The sequence below is a fragment of the Lactobacillus sp. C449L genome, from assembly GCF_059900815.1.
This window is the reverse complement of the sequence record NZ_JBWXGA010000001.1, coordinates 69380-92234: the sequence shown is the minus strand read 5'-3', so window position 1 is coordinate 92234 and position 22855 is coordinate 69380. Positions and strand designations below refer to the sequence as shown.

Sequence of the window (22855 nt, the reverse complement as noted above, 5' to 3'; positions counted from 1 at the left end):
TTTTTATTATCTGATTTATTTCGCGTAAGCAACTGGATACCAAATGTAGTTGGAATGTGATGGCTTCACTGAATATCCGGTTAACTTACTGTTTACAGCAGTAATTTCATAAGAATTATTCATAGGTATTACATATGCTTGATCATTCATGTATTCTTGCCACTTGTGGAATTGATCTACTCGATATTTATGGTCAAAGGCTTTTTGCGAGTCAATATTGTTAAGTAATTCTGTATTTTCTGGTGTTACGAAACGTTCCATATTGAATGGTGCACCTTCACTATATAAATCAGCAGGAGACGGCTCACTTGATAAGCTCCATGCTCCCCAGAACATATCAATTCCTGGCGCATCACCTTGTAGTTTTTGTACATATGAATTGAACTCAGATAGTCGACCACCCACAAGGCTAACATTTAAACCAATTTTCGCCCATTGTTGAATGAAATTTTGAATGGTTGGTTCTTTAATTGGATCACCTTCACTGACTAAGACTTTAATCTTCAAAGGCTTACCATTTGGTTGAACACGCCACTTCCCTTTCTTCTTATAACCAGCTTTATCTAATAGTTGATTGGCCTTCTTTAAGTTATAAGTATATCCTTTAACATTCTTATCAAAGTAGTCGCCAAATGGTGCAGGAATTAATGTTGGTATATGGAAATTCAGTCCACCAGTGTACTTCTTGTTAACATCATCAATATTCATTGCATAAGCCATAGCTTGCCGCAATGACTTATTATTCATCTTTGCCTTAGAATCCATTACATTCTTGTTAGTCTTAGCATCCCACTTACCAACTTTGAATCCTAAGTAAGAATATGATAGTGGAATCTTTGCTACAAATGTAGTATCCTTGGTGTCTTTTACTTGCTTCCATTGGGAGTTAACTACAGCAGCTACATCAAATTTCTGGCTCTTAATTGCCTGAGATGCTGAATTTAACGACACAACTTGACAAACAATCTTGTCTAGTTTTGGCTTACCACGCCAGTAATACTCATTAGGTACCCAAGTAGCAGATTGGCCACGAACAAGTTTACTTAGTTTGTATGGTCCAAAAAACAGTGGGCTCTTTCTAATTTTATCTGAAGACTCGAGCTTACTAAAAGGTACATCTTTTAAGTAATGATATGGCTCAGCCCCTTCCCAGAAATAACCGTTACCGCTGTTATACATACCGGGCTTTAGTTCATCATAATGAAGAACCATGGTACGACCATTTTCGCCGTCTGGTAATTCTATTCCAGAAATTGTTTTTGCTTTGCCTTCATGATATTCTTTCATCCCTTTGATAGTTGCAAGGGAACTAGTGTATCTTTGTGATTTCGTATCCTTATTAGCTATAATTTCATAAGGGTATTCCATATCCTTAGCCGTTACTTGTTTACCATCAGACCATTTTACGCCTTTTTTGACGGTAATCGTAATAGTTTTAGCGCTCTTATCAATTTTAAAAGTTGCTGGTCCACTATTGATAATCTTATAGCTATCATCTGTGTCAAATAATGCTTCTTGACCAGGAGAAGCAACATCCGTATCCGTTTTAGTGGTAGATAATTCACCAGCAAAGATGCCAGTAAAAGGTGAATTTGCTTCTATAGCATATTTAACTGTTCCACCTTGTTTAGTTTCTTTTTTAGGAACTTCAGTTGGGAACTTGCTTGCTTTTTTAGAATCGTCTGTGTTGGCAGTATTACCACTTTTACCGCAAGCCACTAAAGTTAACGCAGCAGCAGATACCACACCTATAGATCCCCAAATTTTTTTCTTATTCATATTCAATAACTCCTTCTCATATTACATGGGTGATGTTCTGGAACAAGTTAATAATTAAATAATAACACATAGTATTAAATAAATAAACTAACTATTTAATTTTATATTCATTTATTATATACTTAGCTACATAATCTTTTAGTTTTATCGGTTTAGAAAAATAAATAAAATCAGGCAATTTAGTATCAATAACTTAATAACATTTATTGATAAAAATTGCTATTTTCGTACGTCTTTAGCTTTGATTTTGACTTCCCCTATTTATATCTTTTAAAATCCTTAAATTCTTAAAAGTAACTTTTGGGTATTGACCGAAATAACATCTACTAAAAGTCTAAAACATGGCCTTACATTAAAAAAACTCGGATACATCCGAGTTTTTTATTATCTGATTTATTTTGCGTAAGCAACTGGATACCAAATGTAGTTGGAATGTGATGGCTTCACTGAATATCCGGTTAACTTACTGTTTACAGCAGTAATTTCATAAGAATTATTCATAGGTATTACATATGCTTGATCATTCATGTATTCTTGCCACTTGTGGAATTGCTCTACTCGATATTTATGGTCAAAGGCTTTTTGCGAGTCAATATTGTTAAGTAATTCTGTATTCTCAGGTGTTACGAAGCGTTCGAAGTTGAATGGTGCACCTTCATTATATAAATCAGCAGGAGACGGCTCACTTGATAAGCTCCATGCTCCCCAGAACATATCAATTCCTGGCGCATCATTTTCTAGTTTCTGGATATAAGAGTTGAACTCAGATAGTCGACCACCCACAAGGTTAACATTTAAACCAATTTTCGCCCATTGTTGAATGAAATTTTGAATGGTTGGTTCTTTAATTGGATCACCTTCACTGACTAAGACTTTAATCTTCAAAGGCTTACCATTTGGTTGAACACGCCACTTCCCTTTCTTCTTATAACCAGCTTTATCTAATAGTTGATTGGCCTTCTTTAAGTTATAAGTATATCCTTTAACATTCTTATCAAAGTAGTCGCCAAATGGTGCAGGAATTAATGTTGGTATATGGAAATTCAGTCCACCAGTGTACTTCTTGTTAACATCATCAATATTCATTGCATAAGCCATAGCTTGCCGCAATGACTTATTATTCATCTTTGCCTTAGAATCCATTACATTCTTGTTAGTCTTAGCATCCCACTTACCAACTTTGAATCCTAAGTAAGAATATGATAGTGGAATCTTTGCTACAAATGTAGTATCCTTGGTGTCTTTTACTTGCTTCCATTGGGAGTTAACTACAGCAGCTACATCAAATTTCTGGCTCTTAATTGCCTGAGATGCTGAATTTAACGACACAACTTGACAAACAATCTTGTCTAGTTTTGGCTTACCACGCCAGTAATACTCATTAGGTACCCAAGTAGCGGATTGGCCACGAACAAGTTTACTTAGTTTATATGGTCCAAAGAACATTGGGTTCTTTCTAATTTTATCTGAAGACTCGAGCTTACTAAAAGGTACATCTTTTAAGTAATGATATGGCTCAGCCCCTTCCCAGAAATAACCGTTACCGCTGTTATACATACCGGGCTTTAGTTCATCATAATGAAGAACCATGGTACGACCATTTTCGCCGTCTGGTAATTCTATTCCAGAAATTGTTTTTGCTTTGCCTTCATGATATTCTTTCATCCCTTTGATAGCCGCAAGGGAAGCGGTGTATCTCACCGATTTCGCATCCTTGTTAGCTATAATTTCATAAGGGTATTCCATATCCTTAGCCGTTACTTGTTTACCATCAGACCATTTTACGCCTTTTTTGACGGTAATCGTAATAGTTTTAGCGCTCTTGTCAATTTTAAAAGATGCTGGTCCACTATTGATGATCTTATAACTATCATCTGTATCAAATAATGCCTCTTGACCAGGAGAAGCAACATCAGAATCTATTTTGGTGGTAGATAATTCACTAGCAAAGATGCCAGTAAAAGGTGAATTTGCTTCTATAGCAAATTTAACCGTTCCACCTTGTTTAGTTTCTTTTTTAGGAACTTCAGTTGGGAACTTGCTTGCTTTTTTAGAATCGTTCGTGTTGGCACCACTTTTACCACAAGCTACTAATGTTAATGCAGCAATGGACACCATACCTACTGATCCAAAAATTCTTGCTTTATTCATATTCAACAACTCCTTTTTGTATTATTATAGATGGCACTTTGAAACAAGTTAATGATTAAATTATAACACATATTTTTAAAAAATAACTAATTATTTAATTTTATACTCATTTATTATATACTGAGTCACAAAAATAATTACTTTTACAAAAAAGCCCTCATTAAAATGAGGACTTTTGTTGCTATTTAACGTAACCAACTTGATACCACAGCTGGTGTGAGTTATTATTTTCAGACGGTTTCAACGAATAACCTGTAATTTTGCTATTAACAGCGTAGATATTATAGCTATTAGTAGTTGGAATTACATAAGCTTGATCAAACATATACTCTTGCCACTTATGGAACTGTTCGACACGGTACTTATGATCAAATGATTTTTCAGAATCCATTGCACTCATGAGCTTAGTGTTTTCAGGTGTTACAAAACGAGTATAGTTTGATGGAGCTCCCTCTTCATATAGAGCTGCTGGAGAGGGTTCGGTGGATAAATTCCATCCTGCCATAAACATATCAACGCCAGGATCATCGTGCTGAACCTTATCATAAAATGAATTAAATTCAGTCAATCGACCGCCAACCAGCTGTACATTTAATCCAATCTTATGCCACTGTTGAAGATAATTCTGAATAATTGGTCCATCTGTAGGATCTTTGCTTTTAGCTAAGAAGTTTATTTTAAGTGGTTTACCGTTAGGTTGGGTGCGCCATTTGCCTTTCTTTTTAAAACCAGCTTTATCCAAGATTTGGTTAGCTTTTTTAAGATCATAATGGAATCCCTTTACATTTTTATTATAGTAATCACCAAATTGTGCCGGAATAAGAGTTGGTACTTGGAAAGTTAAGCCACTAGTGTAATGCTGATTAACTTCTTGAGCATTCATAGCATAGCCAATAGCTTGACGCAAAGCCTTATTGTTCATTTTGGCATTAGGATTCATCACATTCTTACTCGTTTTTGCATCCCATTTACCTACTTTAAATCCTAAATAGCTATATGCCAATGGAATTTGTGCCACAAATTTAACATCTTTGGTATCTTTTACTTCTTTCCACTGGGCATTTATTACAGCTGCCACATCAAATTTATGGCTCTTAATCGCTTGCGAAGCAGATTTAGTAGAAACAACTTGGTAGACAATTTTGTCTAGCTTAGGCTTACCTCGCCAGTAGTACTTATTTGGAGTCCAAGTAGCTGATTGACCACGTACTAATTTAGTAAGCTCAAACGGTCCAAAGTACACCGGTTTCTTTCTAACTTCGTCAGAAGATTGTAACTTACTAAAGGGTACGTTTTTAAGGTAATGATAAGGAGCTGCACTTTCCCAGAAATAACCGTTTCCGGAATTGTACATTCCTGGTTTCAGCTCTTTATAGTGTAATACCATTACACGACCATTTTCGCCATCTGGCATTTCAATTCCTGAAATTGTCTTGGCTTTGCCTTCGTGATATTCTTTCATACCCTTGATGTAATCAAACTGGCTAGTATATCTTTCGGATTTGGTAGCTTTATTAGCCATTATTTCATATGAATATTCCATATCCTTAGCAGTTACCTGTTTGCCATCAGACCACTTAACACCCTTTTTAACCGTAATTGTTACAGTCTTGCTTTTTTTGTCAAGTTTTAACGTAGCTGCCCCTTTATCATTAATTCGATAATTATCATCTGTATCAAATAATGATTCCTCTCCGGGTGAAGAAACATAACCATCAATTGCAGTCATCGATAATTCATCTGAAAAAATTCCTGTAAAAGGTGAATCCGTTTCAAGTGCAACTTTTAATGTTCCACCTTGTTTGGCTTCTTTTTTTGGCATTGCTTGCGGAAATTTGCTGGCTGATTTGGAATTGTCATTATTACTTTCAGTATTCCCGCTCTTTCCACATGCGACTAAAGCTAAGGCGGTTACACTGACTACTCCAATTGAACTAAATAGTTTAGATTTTTTCATGTTAGGAATCTCCTTATTCACTCACTGACTTCTGAAACAAGTTAATAATTAGAATATTAGCATAATAATTAAAAATAATAAACAATTATTTTAATTATTCGCTAATGTTATATTAACTAATTTTAATTATCTAGCAAATCCAACTTGATACCATAATGGATGATCATTATTAGATTCTGATGGTTTTAAGGAGTAACCAGTTAATTTATCATTTACCGCATTGATTTTATATGCATTGGACATAGGAATGACATATGCTTGATCAAGCATGTATTTTTGCCATTCGTGGAACTTTTCAACCCGATACTTATGGTTAAACGCTTTTTGCGAATCAATTTCTTCAATCAATTTATTGTTTTCTGGAGTTACAAACCTAGTGTAATTAGCTGGACCGCCTTCACTATACAGGCCATTAGGAGATGGCTCATTTGACAAGCCCCATGCGGCCATAAACATATCTACTGATTGGTCGTCATGCATAACTTTATCATAAAAAGAGTTCATTTCTGTCAAACGCCCATTAAGCAAATTAACGTTGAGTCCTATCTTATGCCATTGTTGGATATAGTTCTGAATTATCGGTTCATCTGTATCATTACCAGACTTTGCCAAAAGATTAATTTTTAATGGTTTGCCATTTGGTTGTACACGCCACTTGCCTTTTTTCTTATATCCTGCTTTGTCTAAAAGCTCATTTGCTTTTTTTAAATTGTATGTAAAGCCCTTAACATCATTGTTATAAACATCGCCAAATTGCTTAGGTATCAAAGTTGGAATTTGAAAACTCAGTCCATTGGTATAGCGCTTATTAACTGCTTCTATGTTCATTGCATACCCAATAGCTTGTCTTAATGACTTATTATTCATTTTACTATTTGGATTCATGACATTTTTGCCTTTTTCAGCATCCCATTTTCCAACTTTAAAACCTAAATAGCTATAATACAGAGGGATCTGAGCAATAAATTTTACTTCTTTGGTATTCTTGACCTCTTTCCATTGCGAATTAACAACTGCAATTACATCAAACTTATGAGACTTAATTGCTTGAGATGCCGAATTTGGCGATACCACTTGATACACTATCTTATTTAATTTTGGCTTTCCACGCCAATAGTATTTGTTAGGTTCCCAGGTAACGGACTGACCACGTACCACTTTAGTCAATTTAAATGGTCCGTAATAAAGCGGGTTCTTTCTGATTTTATCGGAAGACTCAAGTTTATTAAAAGGTACATCTTTTAAGTAATGATATGGAGCCGCAGATTCTAAATAATAATCGTTGCCACTAAAGGACATTCCAGGTGTCATTGACGTGAAATGTAAAATCATAGTGCGACCATTTTCACCATTCGGCAGTTCGATTCCTGAAATAGTTTTTGCTTTGCCCTCGTGGTAATCTTTCATACCTTCGAGAACTTCAAGCTTCGAAGAATATCTTTGTGCATTCGTTTTTTTGTTACCTAGAATTTCATAAGGGTACGCCAAATCTTTTGCCGTTACCTGCTTTCCATCTGACCACTTTACCCCTTTTTTTACTGTAACTGCAATGGTCTTATTTTTTTGATCAATTTTTATTGTAGCAGGACCTTTATCATTTATTTTATGATAATCATCTGTATCAAATAGTGATTCAGCGCCTGGAGAGGCAATTTGAGCGTCAATAGAAGTAACTGCTAATTGGTCTGAAAAAATACCCGTAAATGGCGTATCCGTTTCAACTGCTACCTTGACGGTTCCACCTTGTTTTGCAGCTTTCTTAGGCATAGAATCAGGAAATTTACTGGCAGTTTTAGCATCATCGGAATTGTTACTTGATTCTCCTTTACCACACGCCACTAAAACTAGCGAGGCTAAGCCAATAATTACTAGCGAACTAATTCGTTTTAACTCTTTCATTGTGCTGTACTCCTTTTTGTAAAAAATTAACAGCTTAATTAGTTTATGATTAAATAATATCATATTTATTAATGATATTCTCCTTTTAATAATAAATATATAATTGTATTGTTTTTTAGAGCTGAAAATTAATTAAGCAACGCGTTCAGCAATCTACTATGAAATTTAGTTCACTTTTGAAAAACCACCCTATCAAGTTAAAATAGAATTTTTCGAATCAAGTTAAAATAGAATTTTTCGAAAATAAAAACGGTTCTGCTGACTTCAGCAGAACCGTTTTTGAAAAATATTTAGTTTTCTCTTTGCCTTGCGTCACCAGCACGCTGCAAAGCACGACCAACATAGTTAACACTTAATGATATAGCTAACAGCATAACAGTAGCAGGAAGCCATAACCATGGTCTATTGATAACGTTAACCGGGTCATTGGCAAAGCCAATCAAGGTACCAAGAGATGGTATTGTTGGCGGCAAACCGTAACCAATAAATTCTAGTGTAGTTTCAATTCCAATATTTCCAGCAAGTGTTAAGACAACATCAATGATTATCATTGATGTAATGTTTGGTAAAACTTCACGGAACATTATTTTAATATCAGAAGAACCTGAAGTTTTTGAAGCAAGAACATAGTCTCTGCCTCTTTGTGATAAAACAAAAGCCCTAAAATATCTTGCGGTATTCGTCCATCCAAAAAGGGAGATAATTCCTACTAAATTAGCTGGTGTATAGTTTGGAATAACACTGACCAAAACAATTTCGATTGGCATTGCTGGCAAGACCTGAACAAAGTCAACTATTCTCATTATAACAGCGTCAATATAACCACCATAATAACCAGAAATAAGACCTACTAGTAAACCAACAGTCTCACAAATAACCGTCACACCAAGTCCAATTAAAATGGAATTACGACCACCCATAATTAGCAAGTTGACGATATCATGACCACCATCATCTGTTCCAAGCAGGTGACCATTCATTCCCCAACCATTATAGGCATCAATAATATTAATCTCGGTTACCTTTTCAGGATTTAAGAATAGCGATCCGCCAAAAGTGAACAATAGGACTAAAACAATGACAATAAATGCAGTTAGCGCAACTTTATCTTTAACGATTTCTCGAGCAATGACCCTAAAACTTGAGGCAGGTGAAGAAATTTTTTCCTTAGTTTCTTTGGCAGAAGTATTTTGTTTCTTTTCAGACATTTCTTTCCTCCCCTTATTTAATTCTAATTCTTGGGTCAACAATACTCATGATAATATCTGACAAAAGATTACCAAGTAGAGTTAGCAAACCGAAAATCAAAATCAATGCTGTTAAAGTTGTATAGTCACGTTGCCCAATTGAATCAAGGAACAATTTACCCATTCCAGGGTAACTAAATACCGATTCAACAATCATTGAACCACTCAAAAGTCCTGTTATAACAGTACCAAATGAAGAAGCAATTGGTAATAAAGAGTTACGTAAAATATGCTTGCGGAACACAACGTTTTCTGGAACACCTTTACTGTGAGCCGTACGGACGTAGTCTTCAACCTTATTATCAACAATACCTGTTCTTAAGTACTGAACAACTGAAGTTGTTGTAATCAAGGCAACCAAACAACCCGGTAAGATAATATGGTAAATTTGACTCCCAAGTGTCCCCCAGAAACCGGAAGCATTTGGCGAAACAGAGCCAGAAATTGGGAACCAACCTAGGGTAAAGCCAAATAGCCAAATACCTAGAATGTAGAATACAAATGGTGGGACTGCAAAAGTAATGTAGTTAAAAATTTGAACGGCCTGATCTTGCCATTCATCCTGGTGACGACCAGCAGTGACACCAAGAGGAATAGCGATTGAATAACTAACAATTGTTGAGAACAATGATAGCCAAAAAGTATTAACGGCACGGTCAGCAATTAAAGAAGTTACGGGAACATGTTGAATGTAACTAGTTCCCAAGTCACCTTTAAACAAGTTTCCAACCCAGCGACCATACTGAACAGGAACCGGATCGTATAAACCTGCTGCTCGCTTTAAAGCTTCAAGCTGCTTAGCATCGGTATTTGGATTAATCTGACCACTAAATGGATCCCCAGGCATCATTTTAGCTAAGAAGAAAACCAAGATACTCAGAATTATCAATTGAGGGATCATGATTAATATACGTCTTAAGACTGTTTTCCACATTTTCTAGTCCCTCTCTTTCTCATTTAACTCTTCCTGCCTAATTTCATCTTTAGGCAGCGCAACCAAGTGTTTTTCAGATACCTTTTGCAACGGGAAGACGCGACCATCCTTGTCATACCATTTACTTTGATCATTCTGAAATTCTCGTTCAACTTCTTCTCTATGCTTCTTGTGTTCTTCCCTGTGTTCAACGTCAACTACAGGAATAGCAGATAGTAGTCGTTTAGTATAAATATGCATTGGATGATTGTATATATCATCACGCGTTCCAAGTTCTACCAGTCGGCCCCGGTGCATGATTGCCAAGTTCTCTGACATGTGTTTAACAACACCTAAATCATGTGAAATGAACAAATAAGCAATGTTATATTGTTGTTGAATATGCTTCATGAAGTTCAGGACTTGAGCCTGAACCGACAAGTCCAAAGCACTTGTTGGCTCATCGGCAACAATTAGCCTTGGATTTGTTGCAACCGCACGAGCAACACCAATTCTTTGTCTTTGACCACCTGAGAACTCGTGAGGGAATTTATAAATGGAATCGCTAGGCATGCCAACAATATCCAATAATTCTTGGACCCGATCACGCTCTTGATCTGTAGTTAAATTTTCAAAATTACGAATTGGTTCAGCAATGATGTCTTCAATACGTTTTCTCGGATTCAAACTTGACATTGAGTCCTGGAAAATCATCTGAACATCTTTGTTGTACTGCAATTTTCTACGGTTCTTCGATTTAGTAATATCAACATCTTTATAAATGATGTGACCACTAGTTACAGGTTCAACACCGACAATGGCTTTACCAGTCGTTGATTTACCCGATCCAGACTCGCCAATCAAGCCATACGTTTCACCTTCGTTAATGGTGATACTGACGTCATCGACTGCACGCACATAATCAGTAATTCTGTTCCAAAAGCCAGACCTAATTGGGTAGTGAACCTTTAAATTTTTAACTTGAATAATTTCTTTAGCCATAATTACTCCCCACTAGCTTCTTCATCTTGAAAGTGGAACGTTTTCCAGCATGAACATCTTACCCAATGTCCTGGCTCAGCTTCATGCATTACTGGATCTTTTTCGTGTGCACTAGCAGGAATCCAAGGAATTCTAGCGGCAAAACGATCACCTTCGCGCGGCATATTTTGTAATGAAGGAACTGTTCCTTGAATAACATGTAAATCTTCTTCGTCTTCATCCTCAGACTGAGGCATTGAATTCAGAAGTGAACGAGTATATGGATGAAGTGGATGTTCAAAAATCGTCTTCACATCCGCTTTTTCAACAACTTGACCAGCGTACATAACAGCTACCTGATCAGCAGTTTCAGCAACAACACCCAAATCGTGAGTAATTAAAATAATACCCGAGTGAGACTGACGTTGAATATCTTCAAGCAAGTCCAAAATCTGAGCTTGAATAGTAACATCCAAAGCAGTTGTTGGCTCATCAGCAATAATTATTTCTGGCTTACATGCAATTGCCATCGCAATAACAATACGCTGACGTAACCCACCTGATAATTCGAAAGAATACATCGCGTATGTTTCTTCAGGCTTGGGCATGCCAACTTGGTTGAATAACTCAATAACACGCGCATGACGCTCTTTTTCATTCATATCAGTGTGATAATAAAGAGTTTCAGCAACTTGGTCACCAACTCGCATTAGAGGGTTTAAACTGGCAAGCGGATCTTGAAAAATCATTCCAATTTTGTTTCCCCGGATTTTGTCAAATAAAGACTCATTCAACCCTACAAGGTTCAATTCATTATACAGAATATCCCCAGTTACTTTCGTATTCTTATGGTCATACAAACCAATAATACTTGCGGCTATTGTACTCTTGCCACAGCCAGATTCGCCCACAACCGATAAAATTTCATTACGCTTCAGTGTTATGTTGATATCATCTGCAGCATCATAAAATTTTCCTTGTAAACGGTATGCAGTATGCAAATGCTGAATATCTAGCAAGAGATCACTTTGTCTTTCCAAAGGTCATTTCCCCTCTCAAATCTTCAATAAGTTTATTAAAGATACTTAATAAATTTATTTAATTTCTAATTATATACATCAAATCAACTACTTGCAAATGCCAAATCAGTTTTTTAGAAATTATTTTTGATGAGCTGCAACGTAATTAACTGCATCACCAACCGTTTTTATCTCTTCTGCGTCTTCATCAGAAATCTCGGCGCCGAACTCATCTTCTAGTTGCAAAATGAACTCAACCAAGTCAATGGAATCAGCGTCCAAATCACTAGTGAAGTTTGTTTCTTTGGTTATTTTATCCTTATCAACTTCAAAATTATCAGCCAAAATGTCTCTTATTTTGGTAAAAATCTCTTCTTCAGTCATTTTTTCTCCTTATATTCTTTAGTAAAACTTATTTGTCAGTGGCAAATTCAGCTCTAAACTCGTCAATAATCTTCTCTTCGATAATTTTATCAACCTGTTTAATTGTGAAATAAACTGCCCGCTGGTCTGAACGACCATGTGTCTTAACTACTGGTGCGTCAACACCTAACAAAACTGCTCCGCCATACTTATCTACATCAAATTTTGAAATCAATCCCTTCAAGGCGTTTTTTATTAATAAAGCACCAATTTTAACTAAAAAACCATTATTTAGCAAACTGTCTTTCAGCAAGTGAATTAACACCGAAGAGGTTCCCTCAATGTTTTTTAATACTGCATTACCAGTAAAGCCATCAGTTGCAATAACATCGGCCTTACCATCTAAAAGTTCATTTCCTTCAATATTACCGACAAAATTCAGCTTGCTATCAAGCAATAGCTGATAAGCTGCTTGGTGAACATCATCACCCTTGTCGCTTTCTGAACCGTTATTTAAAAGTGCAACGCGCGGATTTTTAATCCCGCGAACTTTTTCAGCATAATAGGAAGCCATTTTTGCCCAGTTTAAAATATATTCCGGCTTACTTTTTGCATTAGCGCCCGCATCAATCAGGTTAAAACCATCATCTGAATTCTTAACCGGTAAAGTCGGCATAAAACCTGGACGAGCAACCCCTTTAATCCGTCCAATGATAAAAATACCACAAGCAAGAAGTGATCCCGTATTACCTAAAGATAATAATGCATCTGCTTTGCCTTGCTTCACAAATTGCGCAGCAACGACAAGTGAGGAATCCTTCTTTGTTCGAATTGCTTTAACAGGTTCATCTTCGTCATTAATAATTTCTGAAGTAGCAACTATTTCTATCCGTTCGTGATCAGAGCCAACTAAATTACTTATTTTCTTTTGATCACCAAATAAAATAAATTTGGTTTCTGATAATTCAGCCTTTGCCTGTAAAACGGCTTGGACGATAGCTTCAGGGGCGTTTTCACCACCCATTGCATCAACTGCAATTGTTCTCATTTGTCACCACAATCTTTTCTAAGTACGCTCTTGCTGTAATTGTTTATATTTTAGCACTTGTTTTAAGTTTTTATGCACTGGATTATTTAATTCTGGATCATTTGACACTAAGTTTTTTGCTACTTGTTGAGCAACAACCATTGTTTCATAGTTATTAACAACGTTGCCAACTTGGAATTCAGGTAATCCAGATTGTGCTTTGCCAAATAAATCACCCTCGCCACGCATTTTTAAATCCTCTTCAGCTAACTTAAAACCATCTGTTGTTGCAGCAATGACCTGCATACGTGATTTACCGGCTTCTGTCTTAGGATCAGCCAGAAAAATACAATAGCTTTGGGTACTGCCACGTCCAATCCGTCCACGAAGTTGGTGCAATTGACTGATACCAAAGCGATCTGCATTGTAAATAACCATCATATTGGCATTGGTAACATCAACCCCAACCTCAATCACACTAGTTGCAACTAAAATATCAATTTTACCTTCGGCGAATTTACCCATAATTTCATCTTTTTGGGCACCTGGCATTTGGCCATGCAATAAAGCAACTTCCTGGTCTGGAAAATCATGACTCAATTTTTCAAAGAGTTCTTCGGCATTTTTTAAATCAAGCGCTTCTGATTCAGTTATGAGCGGCGTCACAGCATATATTTGAAAACCTTGATCAAGTTGCTCATGCATTAAACGATACACTTCGTCTGTTTGACTGCTTGTTTTCCAAAAAGACTTTATTTTTTTTCGCCCAGCTGGTAAATGCCGTATTTCTGAAACAGTAGTATCACCATAAATCGTCAAAGCCAAAGTTCTAGGTATTGGTGTAGCGGTCATAGTTAAAACATCAGGAACGTTTCCCTTATTAATTAAAGCTTGACGTTGACCAACGCCGAAACGATGTTGTTCATCTATAATTACTAAACCAAGATTTTTAAAAATCACTTTAGGCTGAATTAAGGCATGCGTTCCGATAACAACATTGATAGTTCCGTCGGTTAATTCCTTATATATTTCACGACGCTCCAACGTTTTTGTTGTTCCAGTTAAAAGCGCAGTTCGAACACCAAGAGGACGTAATAGATCATCAACTTTTCTAAAATGTTGTGTCGCTAGAATCTCTGTTGGTACCATCAAGGCAACTTGATAGCCAGCAGTAATTGCCGCAAAAGTGACATAAATTGCCACAATCGTCTTCCCTGAACCAACATCACCTTGCAAAAGGCGGTTCATTTGCTTTAAAGAATGGATATCAGCGAAAATCTCATTGATTACTTGCTTTTGGTCGTCTGATAATTCAAATGGCAATTCTTTTGTTAACTTAGATATTTCCTGCAAATCATATTTTTTGGTAATACCTTTAGTCTTAGAATTGAACTGCGTAAGCTGCGCCAATTCTGTCTGAAAAATGAAAAACTCACGAAAAATAGCACTTCTTTTAGCTAGTTCTTCTTCACGACCATTTTTAGGATGATGCATTTGAATGATAATATCTTTTTCCGGTAATAAACGATATTCTTGTCGAACCGCTAGCGGTACCACATCCTCAACTTCTGGCAAATAATCTGTCAGAGCTAAATCAATCAACTCAACCAGTTTTTTCTGCCGAATATGACGATTAACCGAATATATCGGAGCCATGCCACTATCATTTTCTTTTTCAGCAATAAATTTAAAACCAGACAAACTCTGTCTTGACACATTGTACTTTCCGTAAACTGCTATTTCTTTACCAATTTCAATTTTATCTTTGAGCCACGGTTGATTAAAAAAATTGACCATGACAACATCATGGTCGATTCGAATTTTAAAACTAAGACGGCTTTTTTTATAGCCAAAACGACTGATAAAAGCCTCAGTAGCCACAATCCCCTTTAACATTACCTTTTGACCATCCATGATCTGATCTAATGGTATTGTTTGGAGCTCGTCATAGCGATAAGGAAAATAAAATAGTAAGTCATAAATGCTATAAATTCCTAAACTACCAAGAGCTGCTGCAGTTTTCGTTCCCACACCTTTAATATTGGTAACAGGAGCAAATACTTTGTTAGCATCCATTTTTATTCTACGGAAATTAGGAAATTGTAGACAGGTTGTCCGCCATTATGAATTTCAAATTCAAGATCATCATGCTTGGCTTCAAGAGCACTCACAACCTGTTGGGCTTCTTCTTTATTAGAATCACGACCAAACATAACAGTAATGATTTCAGAATCTTCATCGAGCATTTTTTCAACCATATCAACAGTTGATTTAATCAAGTCGGATTCAGCCACTTTAATATCACCGTCAATAATACCGAGATAGTCATTTTCATGAATTTCAACACCATCAATCGTGGTGTCACGATTAGCTTGGGTGACCTCCCCTGATACAACATCTTCGAGTGCATCAGTCATGCTTTCAACGTTTTCTTCAATTGATTCATCTGCATCAAAAGAAAGCATAGCCGTTAATCCTTGAGAAATTGTTTTGGTAGGAACTATTCCAACTGGAATATCACTAACCTCGGCAGCTTGTTTAGCAGCCATAACAATATTGCCATTATTTGGTAAAACAATTGCCTTTTTTGCACCAGACTTTTTAATGGCATCAATAATGTCTTGAGTAGAAGGGTTCATCGTTTGACCACCTGAAATAATTCGGTTTACACCTTCACTCTCCAGCATTTTACGAATACCATTACCAGAGGCGACCGCGATTACTGCAAATTCAACACTTTCCTGCTCTTCTTCGCTGTTATTAACAATTGTCTCATGCTGAATACGCATATTATCAATTTTGATTTTACCTAATTGGCCGAATTCACTACCGTATTTAAAGATTTCACCTGGATGCTCGGTGTGAACGTGCACTTTAGCAACTTCGTCATCGGAAACAGCTAAAAGTGAATCGCCTAATTTTGATAAATGTTCTCTAAATTCTTCAAGTTCAAACGATTTTTTCTTTGGAATATCAGCTGTCAGGTCAACCATAATTTCAGTACAGTAACCATTGGCAATATCTTGCGTTGCAAGTTGAGATTGAACAGATTGATGGTGCATGGCATTAATCATCTCGTCCATTTCACCTTCATCTGGCTGATAACGATCCGCATAGTTTTCACCAAGGAGACCTTCGAGAAAACCTTCGTAAATGAATAGTAGCCCTTGACCACCAGAGTCAACAACGCCAACTTGTTTTAAAACTGGAAGTAAATCAGGAGTTGTTTTTAAAGAAGCTTTTGCACCTTCAACAATTGCTTGCATTACCTCTTCAACATCATCTGTTTCATTAGCCTTGTTAGCACCTTCTTGGGCAGCAACCCGAGCAACCGTTAAGATAGTTCCTTCAACGGGCTTCATTACTGCCTTATAAGCTGTAGCTACACCATTGGAAAAAGCATTGGCTAACTCTTGAGCATTCAAAGTTTTCATACCCTGAGTGGCTTTATAGATACCTCTAAAAAGCTGAGAGGAAATAACACCACTGTTGCCACGAGCACCCATAAGCATCCCTTTGGCTAAACTTTCAGTTAAATCGCCAACGTTTGAACTAGGATTTTCGGCAACAGCCTTTGCTCCACTTTCAATAGTTAAGTTCATGTTAGTTCCGGTATCACCATCTGGAACTGGAAAAACGTTCAAAGAGTTTATAAACTCTGCGTTACGACCAAGCCGGTGCGTAGCCACACGAACCATATCTCTAAACTTTTTACTGTCTATTTCCTTTAAAACCAATATTCTTCCCTCCGCCTGAGTTATTCGTCAAGCACTTTAACACTTTGAACGATGACATTAACTGATTTAGTATTAATTCCAAGCTGATTCTTTAAGTTGAATTTAACACTGGTTTGTACGTTGCGGCTAACTTCTGAAATTTTCAGACCATAACCAACAATAATATAAACATCAACCGTAATTTTATTATCTTCTGACTTAACGACAACGCCACGCTTGTAATTTGCTCGATTAAGAATTCCATCAAAGCCATCGCGAATTGCATTCTTTGACGCCATTCCAACAACACCATAATTAGATGTAGCTGCGCTACCAACGACAATTGCAATTACTCCGTTTGAAATATCAATCAAACCATCTTTTGTTTTGATTTTAACAGCCATGTTTATCCTCCGAATCATTGTTCTCGATATTATGAATCTATTTTATCATAGTAATCAAGTATAAATACAAAATTCCCTTTATAAAAAATACTTTTCTAGTTGCAAAGAGCTGGAAGTTATGCTATCTTAAGCTAGTATGAAAACACAAATAAAGGAGGTTTAGCAAATGGCAAAAGATTATATAACTGGTAAAAAGACCACTTTTGGTAATACACGTTCGCACTCGTTGAATTCAACACGTCGTACGTGGAAGCCAAACCTTCAAAAAGTTCGTATTCTTGTTGACGGTAAACCAAAACGTGTATGGGTTTCAACTAAGACTTTAAAGTCTGGTAAAGTAACTCGTGCGTAATAACGTATAAGAACTGGCAAAGTTAGCTTTGCCGGTTTTTTATTTAAAAAAGCCACTTTTCGCAATTGAAAGGCGGCTTTTTTAAATATTTGGATAACGAATAATATCTCTTGATTGAATAACAGCAACAAGTCCTTTTTTAAAAGAGAGTTTAAAAGTATCCTGATTAGGCAAGAATTCATTCGAACTCAACGAAACAGGATTAGTATTGGAATAATTTCCAAGATTATATTTAGCTCCTGAAATGTTCAACCCTTCAATAGCAGTAAGTGAAATCACCCCAAAATAGTTATATTCTCGCATTTTTTTAACCGTGTGCTTACCGGCATTGAAGAAGCGAATCAGATTTTGTTGATCCATAATTGCTAGTTTTTCCGCATACTGCCTAAATTCAGGTTTCAATACCATAAATAAATTAGCTAGAAAATGATCAAGTCGACCTCCAGTTGCACCAACTAAAGTTAAAAATTCTACCTGATAATCCTCAAAAGCATACCAGAGTGCAAGTTCAGTATCAGTTAGGTCTTTTTCGGGAACTGAATAACGAACATCAGGTACTGCTTTTTCAACTTGAAACAGCTCGCTTTTTTTTAGTGAGTCAAAATCACCTACTGCTAAGTTAGCAGCAAGCCCCATTTCTTTTAAGAGTAAGCTTCCTCGGTCTACTCCAATTAAGATTTCACCTTCAGACTGGGCTTGTTTTAACTGATTTGGAAGATTAAGCGGCCAGCTAGTTTTGGGCGCCCCCAAAAGGGCAAAAGATCTCATTATTTTAAAATCTCCGATAATTCCGCAATTTGATTAGAAATGCTTTCTTTACAGAAAAGATATGAACCAGCGACAAAAATACTAGCCCCTGCATCTCTAGTTAATTTTGCAGTTTCACTATTGATTCCGCCATCAACTTCAACTGGAATTTTATCACCAAGTAATTCGGTAACTTCTCTGATTTTGTCGCAAGTTTCAGGAATAAACTTTTGACCGCCAAATCCAGGATAAACTGACATAATAAGCACTTGATCAATTTTTGAAGAGAACTTAGCTAAAACTGTAGCTGGAGTGTCCGGATTAAGGACAATTCCGGCTTTAACACTTTTACTATGCAAAAAATCAATCCACTTATTAAGTTGATCTTCTGCCATTGCTTCATAATGCAATAACATAATCTCTGCTCCTGCTTCAACAAAAGCGGGTACCATATCATCGGGATTGTTGCTCATTAAATGAACTTCAGCCTCTAGGCTAGGAAATTGGAGTTTAAAATCGCTAACTAATTGTGGGCCAAAAGATAAATTAGGTACAAAATGACCGTCCATGATATCAATATGAAAGCGGCTAATACCAGCATCTGCAGCCGTTTTAATATCTGGTTTTAAGTTCAAATTATTTATGTTTAAAATTGAAGGTGCAATCATTTTTCTCTCCTTATTTCAAATATTCTGGTAAGCGACCGTGCTCAATTTCCGTCCGCATTACCAAATAATCATCATAACGACTTTGCTTAATTTGTTTTTCTTCGACTAACTTTTTGACTTCACAATTAGGCTCTTTTAAATGTTGACAACCTCTAAATTTACATTGACTGCTGGCCCTTTTAAATTCAACAAAGTAATTACATAATTCATTAATTTTAATTGGCGTAAAGTCAATAGCTGAAAAGCCGGGAGTATCGGCCAAAAAACCTTTCCCAAGTTGGAAAAGTTGGACAGTTCTAGTCGTATGTTTGCCACGATTCAAACTAGTTGAAATCGCAGCAGTTTCTTGTTTAAGACCCTGCTTGATATGATTAATTAACGTCGATTTGCCAGCGCCAGATTGACCAGCCAAAGTCCAAATTTGATCTTTTTTTATTTCATTAGGAAGCTTATTTGCTAATTCTTCCCAGTTGTCAAAAAATTGATAGCCTATTTTGGCGTAATAACTCAGATTAGATAAAATCTTACTTAACTTAACTGACTCAGTAAGATCACTTTTAGACAAATAAATGCTAACACTAACATCTTGCCATGCAAAAAAAGTTAAAAATCGATCCAAAAGTGGTAAAGAAAAGTCTGGCTCCACTGCCGATATAACCAACAAGACGTGATTGACATTTGCCAGCGCTGGGCGACCAATTAAGTTAGTACGCGGGAGTACTTCGACTAAATAACTGGTTCCTTGTTCGTCAATCTGAATCTTGACACGGTCACCTACTATAGGTTTTTGGTTATTTTTTCGAAAAACACCACGAGCTCGCGTACGCACAACTTGATTTTCAGTTTGTACATCATAAAAGCCAGCAATTAGTCCAACAACAATCCCCTCAGTCTGTTTTGTCATTTATTTACCTTTTCGTTTAAAACCGTTTGTCCATCACGAACAACACGAAGCATACCTGAACCTTTCCTGAGAGAGAAAGGAATTGAAAAGTTCATATCTCTCCTAATATACAAGTCACGATAAATATTATTTATTGAATGCTCATCATCTGAAATATAAATCTGCACATGATTACCGTTTCTATTTGATGATTCATTATTTTCATTGCCTTCGTATGTGACCGTAAAAGTCTTAATTGCCGTTGAGTCTTTTTCTGTTTTTGAACCTTCTGAAACACTAACCGCAATTGTACTTCCACGCGAAACCTCGGTTCCAGCTGCTGGACTCATCGAAACAATCATCCCTTTTTCAACTTTATCTGAATAAGTAGGATTTACTTGTAATGTTAAATTATACTTACGCGCATACTCTTGAACTTCCTTTAGCGTATAGTTTTTAAAATTAGGCAGTTTAACGCTACCATGCCGGTTATGATCATCGCGTCCTTTAGAAACAACTAACGTAATTGTTGTTTGCGTTGGCTTAACCTCAACATCAGCAGCAATACTCTGCGAAACGACATGACCTGCGGGAACATTATCAGAATATTGATTGTCTCTAATAACTTCAAAACCCATTTTTTCTAGCTTACTTACCGCGGTTTCATATTCATCTCCTGTGACATCAGGAACTCGAACCATTCCACTACCGTCAGAAACATAAATATCGATATACCGACCTTTTTTAATCCTCTCACCAGCATTCGGCGAAGTTTCAATTACCTTACCTCGTTCAATATTATTTGAACTTCGATGCTTGACGCGACCCACTCTTAAGCCGACATTTTCAATTGTTTGGCGCGCGTTATCTTCGGACAGATTAGTTACATCGGGTATCCGAACTTCACTATTACTATTATTAGTAACCACAAACAGCATCAATCCAACTACAACGATTGCAGCTAAGCCAATAAATAACCACCACCATTTATGAGTACGCAAAGCTTGAAAGAAGGTTTGATTTTCGGGCTTTTCTTGCTCTTCAGACGCTTGAATGCTCTCTTCAACCTTTTCCGTATTGCTTTCAGGTTTAGCAGCTGGCTTAAAATTCGGTAAAATAATGGTTTCTTCATCATTTTTCTCGTGAGTGGGAATAAAAACCGGTTCACCAGCTCGTTCAGGACTTAGGCTTGTATCTAAATCTGCCTGCATTTCTCTAGCAGAACTGTATCGATCGCGCGGATCTTTAGCGGTTGCACGTAAAACGACATTTTCTAATGCTTGCGGTACTTTTGCATCTTTTGCTCTAATTGAAGGAATCGATTCTTGCGCGTGCTTAAGGGCAACTGCAACTGCCGAATCTCCATTAAAAGGTACAGATCCTGTAATTAACTCATAAAGAATAATTCCTAATGAATAAATATCAGATTGTTTAGTAACCAAACCACCGCGTGTTTGCTCCGGAGACATATAGTGAACCGAACCAAGTGCAGAATTAGTTTGAGTAATAGAATTTTGATTTAAAGCAACAGCAATTCCAAAATCAGCAATTTTTATATTGCCACGTTTATCCATTAAAATATTCTGTGGTTTCAAATCACGATGAATCACATTATGCTTGTGAGCCAATCTCATTGCACTAAGAATTTGATCCATAATACGAATTACGTTCTGTAAATCTAAGGGCGAGTTTTGCAGAATATAGTCTTTTAAGTCTGGACCATCAACATATTCCATAACCATATAAGGCAAGCCATGGTCCGTTCCAACATCTAAAACCATGACAATATTAGGGTGACTCAGTTCGCTAGTAGCTAGAGCTTCACGTTGAAAACGGGCTAGAGTTTGCGGCTCTTTTTGTAAATCTAATCGTAAAATTTTCACAGCTACTTTTCGCTGCAAAATAATGTCTTCAGCTAAATAAACATTTGCCATTCCGCCTTCGCCTAGTGTGTCTAATATGCGATAACGATCTCCTAGTAAATATCCCTTATTAATCACTGATCATCACCACCTTCATTTAAGACTAAACAGACTGTAATATTATCGCCGCCACCTAAGCGATTGGCTTCATTGATTAGTTTATGGCAACGATCCATTAACGAAAGTTCTCTTGTAGCTAAAATTTGTTGAATTTGCGGATCATCAAGAGAATTGGTTAAGCCATCAGTGCAAAGCAAAATAAGGTCGTCCTCATTCAGTTCAATTTGCCGAAATTCAGGGTCAATAGTACTAGAAACGCCTAAAGACTGCGTAATTATATTCTTTTGCGGATGATTTTTAGCTTGCTGTTTGGTGATTTGACCCATTTTTACCAGTTCATTGACTAGTGAATGATCTTCCACGAGCTGAACAAACTTACCATTTGAATAACCATATGCCCTAGAATCGCCTAAATGAGCAATTAAGGCTTCGTGATCAAAAGCTATAGCCAAAACAATAGTTGTACCCATGCCATTCAAATCGGGAAAACGATCAGCTGTCTGTATGATCATCTCATTTTCAGCACTTAACTGCACTTCTAACCATTTACGGGCACTATTAATGTCATTAAAATCAGTTTCACTAAAACTATGACCTAAGTGGCTAACTGCCATCGTTGAAGCAACATCGCCACCTTGGTGACCGCCCATACCATCGCAAACAACCGCAAATGTTACGCCACACTTGTTTTTGAAAACTTGTACAAAATCCTGATTGCTTTTTCGTATCCGACCGATACTGGAAGCAAAAGCTGTTTTAATCAAAAC

The 22855-nt window shown here is 36.7% G+C and carries 19 protein-coding genes; 1 reads left to right on the top strand and 18 read right to left on the bottom strand.

Features of this window, described 5'->3' with window-relative positions:
• Positions 1 to 15: 15 nt before the first annotated feature.
• From AC2JF9_RS00510 to AC2JF9_RS00450, 13 genes are all read right to left on the bottom strand, one after another.
• A complete protein-coding gene (locus tag AC2JF9_RS00510; RefSeq protein WP_500724704.1) occupies positions 16 to 1779 on the bottom strand; it encodes an oligopeptide ABC transporter substrate-binding protein in 1764 nt (587 codons plus the stop codon).
• A gap of 393 nt (positions 1780 to 2172) precedes the next feature.
• Positions 2173 to 3930, bottom strand: coding sequence for an oligopeptide ABC transporter substrate-binding protein (locus AC2JF9_RS00505; protein WP_500724703.1), 1758 nt, complete (start codon positions 3928 to 3930; stop codon positions 2173 to 2175).
• Between the two features lie 181 nt (positions 3931 to 4111).
• Positions 4112 to 5887 carry an oligopeptide ABC transporter substrate-binding protein gene (locus tag AC2JF9_RS00500; protein WP_500724702.1) on the bottom strand — a complete coding sequence of 592 codons (1776 nt, stop codon included), beginning with the start codon at positions 5885 to 5887 and terminating at the stop codon, positions 4112 to 4114.
• A gap of 126 nt (positions 5888 to 6013) precedes the next feature.
• Positions 6014 to 7786 (bottom strand): oligopeptide ABC transporter substrate-binding protein, encoded by a 1773-nt coding sequence (locus AC2JF9_RS00495; protein ID WP_500724700.1) that lies wholly within the window; start codon positions 7784 to 7786, stop codon positions 6014 to 6016.
• Positions 7787 to 8076: 290 nt separating this feature from the next.
• A complete protein-coding gene (locus AC2JF9_RS00490; protein ID WP_500724699.1) occupies positions 8077 to 8994 on the bottom strand; it encodes an ABC transporter permease in 918 nt (305 codons plus the stop codon).
• A gap of 13 nt (positions 8995 to 9007) precedes the next feature.
• Positions 9008 to 9967 (bottom strand): oligopeptide ABC transporter permease, encoded by a 960-nt coding sequence (opp4B, locus tag AC2JF9_RS00485; RefSeq protein WP_500724698.1) that lies wholly within the window; start codon positions 9965 to 9967, stop codon positions 9008 to 9010.
• Between the two features lie 3 nt (positions 9968 to 9970).
• The gene (locus tag AC2JF9_RS00480) at positions 9971 to 10948 is read right to left on the bottom strand and encodes an ATP-binding cassette domain-containing protein (RefSeq protein ID WP_500724697.1); all 978 of its coding nucleotides are present in this window, start codon (positions 10946 to 10948) and stop codon (positions 9971 to 9973) included.
• Between the two features lie 2 nt (positions 10949 to 10950).
• The gene (locus AC2JF9_RS00475; RefSeq protein ID WP_500724696.1) at positions 10951 to 11967 is read right to left on the bottom strand and encodes an ABC transporter ATP-binding protein; all 1017 of its coding nucleotides are present in this window, start codon (positions 11965 to 11967) and stop codon (positions 10951 to 10953) included.
• Positions 11968 to 12087: 120 nt separating this feature from the next.
• Complete coding sequence (acpP, locus tag AC2JF9_RS00470) at positions 12088 to 12330, bottom strand: acyl carrier protein (protein WP_500724695.1); 243 nt, start codon at positions 12328 to 12330, stop codon at positions 12088 to 12090.
• 28 nt (positions 12331 to 12358) lie between these two features.
• Positions 12359 to 13357: a phosphate acyltransferase PlsX gene (plsX, locus tag AC2JF9_RS00465; RefSeq protein ID WP_500724694.1), complete on the bottom strand. Its 999-nt coding sequence runs from the start codon at positions 13355 to 13357 to the stop codon at positions 12359 to 12361.
• An 18-nt stretch (positions 13358 to 13375) separates the two neighbouring features.
• Positions 13376 to 15412 carry an ATP-dependent DNA helicase RecG gene (gene recG / locus AC2JF9_RS00460; protein ID WP_500724693.1) on the bottom strand — a complete coding sequence of 679 codons (2037 nt, stop codon included), beginning with the start codon at positions 15410 to 15412 and terminating at the stop codon, positions 13376 to 13378.
• A gap of 2 nt (positions 15413 to 15414) precedes the next feature.
• Positions 15415 to 17073 (bottom strand): DAK2 domain-containing protein, encoded by a 1659-nt coding sequence (locus AC2JF9_RS00455; RefSeq protein WP_500724692.1) that lies wholly within the window; start codon positions 17071 to 17073, stop codon positions 15415 to 15417.
• Positions 17074 to 17093: 20 nt separating this feature from the next.
• The gene (locus AC2JF9_RS00450) at positions 17094 to 17456 is read right to left on the bottom strand and encodes an Asp23/Gls24 family envelope stress response protein (RefSeq protein ID WP_500724690.1); all 363 of its coding nucleotides are present in this window, start codon (positions 17454 to 17456) and stop codon (positions 17094 to 17096) included.
• A 166-nt stretch (positions 17457 to 17622) separates the two neighbouring features.
• Here AC2JF9_RS00450 and rpmB point away from each other — a divergent pair, with 166 nt between their 5' ends.
• Positions 17623 to 17808: a 50S ribosomal protein L28 gene (rpmB, locus tag AC2JF9_RS00445; RefSeq protein ID WP_500724689.1), complete on the top strand. Its 186-nt coding sequence runs from the start codon at positions 17623 to 17625 to the stop codon at positions 17806 to 17808.
• 81 nt (positions 17809 to 17889) lie between these two features.
• Here the strand turns inward: rpmB and AC2JF9_RS00440 are convergent, their stop codons facing one another.
• The 5 genes from AC2JF9_RS00440 to AC2JF9_RS00420 are packed head-to-tail and all read right to left on the bottom strand — an operon-like array spanning position 17890 to position 22852.
• The gene (locus AC2JF9_RS00440; RefSeq protein WP_500724688.1) at positions 17890 to 18576 is read right to left on the bottom strand and encodes a thiamine diphosphokinase; all 687 of its coding nucleotides are present in this window, start codon (positions 18574 to 18576) and stop codon (positions 17890 to 17892) included.
• Positions 18576 to 19223 carry a ribulose-phosphate 3-epimerase gene (rpe, locus tag AC2JF9_RS00435; protein ID WP_500724687.1) on the bottom strand — a complete coding sequence of 216 codons (648 nt, stop codon included), beginning with the start codon at positions 19221 to 19223 and terminating at the stop codon, positions 18576 to 18578. The genes AC2JF9_RS00440 and rpe overlap by 1 nt, the downstream gene beginning before the upstream one ends.
• A 10-nt stretch (positions 19224 to 19233) precedes the next feature.
• Positions 19234 to 20127 carry a ribosome small subunit-dependent GTPase A gene (gene rsgA, locus AC2JF9_RS00430; RefSeq protein ID WP_500724685.1) on the bottom strand — a complete coding sequence of 298 codons (894 nt, stop codon included), beginning with the start codon at positions 20125 to 20127 and terminating at the stop codon, positions 19234 to 19236.
• Positions 20124 to 22106 (bottom strand): Stk1 family PASTA domain-containing Ser/Thr kinase, encoded by a 1983-nt coding sequence (gene pknB, locus AC2JF9_RS00425; RefSeq protein WP_500724684.1) that lies wholly within the window; start codon positions 22104 to 22106, stop codon positions 20124 to 20126. The genes rsgA and pknB overlap by 4 nt, the downstream gene beginning before the upstream one ends.
• The gene (locus AC2JF9_RS00420; protein WP_500724683.1) at positions 22103 to 22852 is read right to left on the bottom strand and encodes a Stp1/IreP family PP2C-type Ser/Thr phosphatase; all 750 of its coding nucleotides are present in this window, start codon (positions 22850 to 22852) and stop codon (positions 22103 to 22105) included. Before AC2JF9_RS00420 ends, pknB begins: the two co-directional genes overlap by 4 nt.
• Between the last annotated feature and the right edge of the window lie 3 nt (positions 22853 to 22855).

Excerpts from the sequence above, each read along its gene's own strand:
- AC2JF9_RS00510 (WP_500724704.1), bottom strand. The coding sequence starts at position 1,779 with ATGAATAAGAAAAAAATTTGGGGATCTATAGGTGTGGTATCTGCTGCT.
- AC2JF9_RS00505 (WP_500724703.1), bottom strand. The coding sequence starts at position 3,930 with ATGAATAAAGCAAGAATTTTTGGATCAGTAGGTATGGTGTCCATTGCT.
- AC2JF9_RS00500 (WP_500724702.1), bottom strand. The coding sequence starts at position 5,887 with ATGAAAAAATCTAAACTATTTAGTTCAATTGGAGTAGTCAGTGTAACC.
- AC2JF9_RS00495 (WP_500724700.1), bottom strand. The coding sequence starts at position 7,786 with ATGAAAGAGTTAAAACGAATTAGTTCGCTAGTAATTATTGGCTTAGCC.
- AC2JF9_RS00490 (WP_500724699.1), bottom strand. The coding sequence starts at position 8,994 with ATGTCTGAAAAGAAACAAAATACTTCTGCCAAAGAAACTAAGGAAAAA.
- opp4B (WP_500724698.1), bottom strand. The coding sequence starts at position 9,967 with ATGTGGAAAACAGTCTTAAGACGTATATTAATCATGATCCCTCAATTG.
- AC2JF9_RS00480 (WP_500724697.1), bottom strand. The coding sequence starts at position 10,948 with ATGGCTAAAGAAATTATTCAAGTTAAAAATTTAAAGGTTCACTACCCA.
- acpP (WP_500724695.1), bottom strand. The coding sequence starts at position 12,330 with ATGACTGAAGAAGAGATTTTTACCAAAATAAGAGACATTTTGGCTGAT.
- plsX (WP_500724694.1), bottom strand. The coding sequence starts at position 13,357 with ATGAGAACAATTGCAGTTGATGCAATGGGTGGTGAAAACGCCCCTGAA.
- recG (WP_500724693.1), bottom strand. The coding sequence starts at position 15,412 with ATGGATGCTAACAAAGTATTTGCTCCTGTTACCAATATTAAAGGTGTG.
- AC2JF9_RS00450 (WP_500724690.1), bottom strand. The coding sequence starts at position 17,456 with ATGGCTGTTAAAATCAAAACAAAAGATGGTTTGATTGATATTTCAAAC.
- rpmB (WP_500724689.1), top strand. The coding sequence starts at position 17,623 with ATGGCAAAAGATTATATAACTGGTAAAAAGACCACTTTTGGTAATACA.
- AC2JF9_RS00440 (WP_500724688.1), bottom strand. The coding sequence starts at position 18,576 with ATGAGATCTTTTGCCCTTTTGGGGGCGCCCAAAACTAGCTGGCCGCTT.
- rpe (WP_500724687.1), bottom strand. The coding sequence starts at position 19,223 with ATGATTGCACCTTCAATTTTAAACATAAATAATTTGAACTTAAAACCA.
- rsgA (WP_500724685.1), bottom strand. The coding sequence starts at position 20,127 with ATGACAAAACAGACTGAGGGGATTGTTGTTGGACTAATTGCTGGCTTT.